Below are 3,938 nucleotides of genomic sequence, written 5' to 3'. Positions count from 1 at the left end.
TGTTTCGTCGAGGTCGACTCGCCGGAGCATGCGGCGAGCGCCCCGGCCAGGGAGATGCCGGCGAGAGCGAGGAAGCCCCGCCGGCTCATCTCCGCCTTCGTTGTCGATGAGATGCCATGTGTCGTCCGCATCACCGTCGTCCTCTCCGTTGAGGTCTGCCCGGGGGTGACCGGGAGGGGGCGCATGGCGTGCGGCGGCGGTGCTCTCGCGGCGCTGCGCCGCCGCCCGCACGTCGCGCGGTCAGGTCAGGCCGCGGCTCCGGCCGCCGTCGGCCTGAGCGCGGCCGGCAGCAGGTCGGCGTGGGCGTCGAAGAGCTCGTCGGTCATGCTGCGGATCTGGTCGACCGTCAGCAGGGCGCTGGTCAGCGGATCGAGCATGACCGCGTGGTAGACGTGCTCGCGCTCACCGCTGAGGGCTGCCTGCACGGCCAGCGTCTGCACACCGATGTTGGTCCGGTTGACGGCGGCGAGCTGCGCGGGCAGCGCACCGACCGTGGTCGGTTGCACCCCGTTGCCGTCGACCAGGCACGGAACCTCGACGCAGGCGTCGTCGGGGAGGTTGGTGATGATGCCGCCGGCGTTCGGCACGTTCCCGTAGACGACGCTCGGGGTTCCGGTGACCGCGGAGTTGACGATGCTGGCGCCGTACTCGACGGACGGCGCCAGGTGGTCCTTGAGCTTGGCCAGCTGCCCCTCGATGTCGCCCTGCTCGTCGTGGGAGGCGCAGATCTCGTAGTAGTCCCAGCGCTGCGGGATGTAGTCGAGCACCAGCTCCGGGTTCTTCCGGAAGTAGGGCAGGTACTCCGAGGCGTGGTGGCTCGACTCGGTCTGGAAGTAGCCAAACGCGTCCATGATCGTGGTGCGCACCTGCTCGTTGCCGCCCTCGTAGGTGCTGGCCTCGTCGGCGGCGTCGCTGTGGTCGCCGTCGTCGGTGGCGAGCCCGGAGGCGGCGCGCCCGCGCAGGTGGCGCGAACGCATGGTCTCGCGCAGGCGCGGGTAGAGGTCCTCGTCGCCGCGGTGGAACCTGAGGATCCAGGCCTGGTGGTTGATGCCGGCCGAGAGGAAGCTGACCTCGTCGTACGGGACGTCGAGGGTGCGGGCCAGCATCCGGGTGGTGCCTTGCACGCTGTGGCACAGCCCGACGGTGTCCAGGCCCTGGGCGTTGAGGAACGCCGTCGCCATGGCCATCGGGTTCGCGTAGTTGATGAACTGCGCGCGCGGGCAGAGCTCGCGGGCGTCGGCGGCGATCGCCTCGTAGGCCTCGACCGAGCGCAGGAAGCGGAAGACACCGCCGGGCCCGACGGTGTCACCGACGGGCTGGTCGATGCCGTAGGTGCGGGGGATCTCGACGTCGTGCCGGTAGGACTCGACCCCACCGACCTGGAACGTGATGATCACGAAGTCGGCGTCGCGCAGCGCTTCGCGACGGTCCGTCGTCTCGACGATCTCGGTGTCGAAGCCGTGGTGGCTGACGAGGTCGCGGGCCGCCGTCGCGGTGCGGGACAGCCGCGTCGCGTCGACGTCCATCAGGCACAGCGTGCTGGAACGCAGGGCGGGGAAACTGACGAGGTCACCGATGAGGCGAAACGGGAACACGAAGCCCCCGGCGCCGATGATGGTGATCTTGGGGGAGTTGGTCATGTCAGCACCGTAGGATGTGAATCCCGGTGACACTTCCGCATTGAGCCGTGGGAGTTCCGGGATACTCAGGTTCGCGCGCTACGATCGCCGTTGTGGATGTGCAAGCGCCGCCGCCGTCGTCCGGCCCGGACGTCGCCGTGACGGGCGATCTTCCGCGGGCCGATGAGTCCGCCCACGCGGGGGATTCCGTCGTGACGATGAAGTCCGCGTTGTGGGTGCGCCGGGGCGCGCCGCCGTCCATGCCGAAGCCGCATCGGCATGACGACGTCGAGGTCAACCTGGTGCTGGACGGCCGGCTGGACTATCTGTTCGGCGGTTCCTACGTGAGTGTGACCGCCGGGCAGGTCGCGGTGTTCTGGGCCGCGACTCCGCACCGCCTGGTGGGCGCCAACGCTGAGGAGTCCGGCGACGTGTGCTGGGTGCACATCCCGCTGAGCACGGTGCTGAGCTGGGGCCTGCCGGACCGCGACCTGGGTGAGGTGCTCATGATGCGCCCGGTCATCGTCCCGGCGCAGGCGGTGGGACGTGACCTCGGGGCGATGTTCGAGTCGTGGTGTCACGAGCTCATCGACGACGACGCAGCCACCATCGCGTTGCTGGAGGCGCAGGCGCTCGTGCGTCGTGCGCTGAAACACTACCGGGAGACGGCGGGCGAAGCCGGCAAGCGCTCACCTGCGGGCTCGGGTGACGCGATGCGCAACGTGACGGTCATGGCGCAGTTCACCGTGGCGCACTACCGCGACCCGATCTCGCCGTCGGACATCGCGCGGGCGGCGCATCTGAACCCGAACTACGCGATGACGCTGTTCCGCGAGGCGGTGGGGACCACCCTGGGGAGCTACCTGACCCGGTGCCGCGTCGCGGAGGCGCAGCGTCTGCTGATCACGACGGCGATGACGACGACGGAGATCGCCCACGCTGCGGGTTTCGGCTCGCAGAGCAGCTTCTACGACCATTTCACCCGGGCTTGCGGGCGGTCGCCGGGAGCGTATCGGCGGGCGCTGCGGTGATCGGACAAGTCGGAACTTTCGGTAGCGGGTAGGAACCTTTCGGACTATTGATTGCCATGATCGCTTAAGTCGCCCATGATGGACCGCTAGAGCGATTTTCGGGCACGGTGGGAGAGTGGGCGTGACCGGTAGGGGAAGAGTCGTGTCAACGAAGCATGACAGTACTGCCCAGCGAGGGCGCCGTCAGGCGACGGTCTGAGGCGCCGGCTGGTGAATACGGAGAAGAACGGGCCCTTGCCGCTCGCGCGATTCAGGCTGTCCCTGCCCGCCGGAGCCGAGGGTATGCGGGAGGGACTCCGGCATGTGCTCGGGTGGGAGCCGCGGCACGTCAGCGGCGGTGCGCCGCTGGAGCCGAGCATCCACCGCCGCACCATCCGCGACGCGGTGTTCGGCTACGTCGAGTTCGGTGGTGACACCGACGTCACGTTCGCGGTGGACCGCAGCTCCATCGTCGTTCTCGCGCCGTTGTCCGGGATCGCGGTGATCTCGATCGAGGGCGAGCATCTCAACGTGACGCCGGGAGCGGCCGTGCTGATCTCCGACGCCGGCGAGCTGTCCATGCGTTGCCGTGACAAATGCCGGATGCTGACGCTGCGCATCGAACGAGCGGTCCTCGAGGGCTTGGCCGGCGAGATGACGGGTGAGCCACTGGAGCAGCCGCTGCGATTCGAGCGCAGGCTGCGTATCGACCGCGGGCATGGTCAGAGTTGGTATGAGCGCTGGCGCATGATGGTCGACGAGTTCGGCCGGGAGGGCGCCTTGGTGCACGAGCAGTGGTACTCCGAGCAGTCGGAGCGCCAGGTACTGACCCTGTTGCTGCAGGTGCACAGGCACAACTACTCCGGTTCCATCACCCGCAGCGGCCCGGCCGGCGTGCCGACGCAGCGGCCACGAGACCCTGAGCTGGCGTATCCGCCGTATCTGCGCGAGGCGTTGCGGCTGATCCGGGAGCAGCCGCAGGAGGACCACGCCACTCCGTTGCTGGCACAGCGGGTGAGCATCGGCGAACGCAGCCTGCAGATGAGCTTCAAGGAGTATCTGGGCGTGTCGCCGACGACGTTCATCAGGAACACCCGCCTCGACCGTGTGCACGAGACGCTGCTCGGATCGGTGAAGGGTGAGATGACCGTCGAGAAGGCATTCCGGCGGTGGGGATTTCGGCACCAGGGCCATTTCACCAACCATTACACGGCGCGATTCGGCGAGCATCCGCGCATCACGCTGAGCCGGCAACCGAGTGAGCGGCCTCAAGCGCAAAGCGACCGTAGCCGCCAGGTATAGCCGGTGA

Annotated in this window: 3 protein-coding genes; 2 read left to right on the top strand and 1 reads right to left on the bottom strand. The window is 68.4% G+C overall.

Annotated elements, in window-relative coordinates:
• Positions 1 to 245: 245 nt before the first annotated feature.
• Entirely contained in the window at positions 246 to 1,640 is a 1,395-nt protein-coding gene (gene melA, locus ELR45_RS03225; RefSeq protein WP_129663320.1) for an alpha-galactosidase, read from the bottom strand.
• A gap of 92 nt (positions 1,641 to 1,732) precedes the next feature.
• Between melA and ELR45_RS03220 the strand changes: the two genes are divergently transcribed.
• Both ELR45_RS03220 and ELR45_RS03215 read left to right on the top strand, forming a co-directional pair.
• The gene (locus tag ELR45_RS03220) at positions 1,733 to 2,650 is read left to right on the top strand and encodes a helix-turn-helix domain-containing protein (RefSeq protein WP_205855759.1); all 918 of its coding nucleotides are present in this window, start codon (positions 1,733 to 1,735) and stop codon (positions 2,648 to 2,650) included.
• A gap of 210 nt (positions 2,651 to 2,860) precedes the next feature.
• Positions 2,861 to 3,931 (top strand): AraC family transcriptional regulator, encoded by a 1,071-nt coding sequence (locus ELR45_RS03215; RefSeq protein WP_129663318.1) that lies wholly within the window; start codon positions 2,861 to 2,863, stop codon positions 3,929 to 3,931.
• The last annotated feature ends 7 nt before the right edge of the window (positions 3,932 to 3,938 follow it).

The organism is Phytoactinopolyspora endophytica, assembly GCF_004138495.1.
Taxonomy (GTDB): domain Bacteria; phylum Actinomycetota; class Actinomycetes; order Jiangellales; family Jiangellaceae; genus Phytoactinopolyspora; species Phytoactinopolyspora endophytica.
This window is presented reverse-complemented; position numbering and strand designations above follow the sequence as displayed.